Source organism: Haloferax sp. Atlit-6N, assembly GCF_003383195.1.
Taxonomy (GTDB): domain Archaea; phylum Halobacteriota; class Halobacteria; order Halobacteriales; family Haloferacaceae; genus Haloferax; species Haloferax gibbonsii.
In genome coordinates this window covers 1-559 of the sequence record NZ_QEQJ01000141.1, presented here as the reverse complement: position 1 = coordinate 559, position 559 = coordinate 1, and the positions used below count along the sequence as shown (strand labels likewise).

At 51.9% G+C, this 559-nt stretch carries 1 pseudogene; it reads left to right on the top strand.

Annotated elements, in window-relative coordinates:
- Positions 1 to 127: 127 nt before the first annotated feature.
- Positions 128 to 559, top strand: a pseudogene (locus DEQ92_RS21620) (YjiH family protein); the annotation flags it as partial.

Here is a 559-nt window from a genome sequence, read left to right as displayed (position 1 = left end):
GGAATACGGGATGAATAAAGAATTGTTACGCATTGTAACACAATTTCCCCGTATTGTTCATAAATAATGTAGTCGTTGCTCACAGAAGATCGGAGTATTTTTTTATAGCATTATTTTTTGGCAACCTATGATAGGTGGCCAGAGCTGGGAAAACAGTGACCACATCTCGGGCGAGTCAGTTCAACCCGAACAGAAGTCTATAGACGACGTAACGATCGAATGGCGGACGCGACCGCTACTGAAATTCCTCATTTCGTTCATCACGGGCGGGTTCTTCTTCCTCTTCCCGGTCCAGTGGGAGGGACAGACGACGATCCCGCTCGACATCCTGATGTCGTTCATCACGGACGCATCGTTCCTTGCTGTCGAGGTCTTCGTGCTCTTGATCCTGTTCGCCGGTGGGATCCTGACGACGATCTCGATGCTGCATTACCAGGGCACGATCTCGCTGAACGACCGGACGCAACGTCTGCTCCAGATCGGCTACTGGAAGACGTCGAAGCCGTTCTGGGCGTTCCGCGTCATCGCGATCTTCCTCGGCGTACCGATGTTCTTCGGG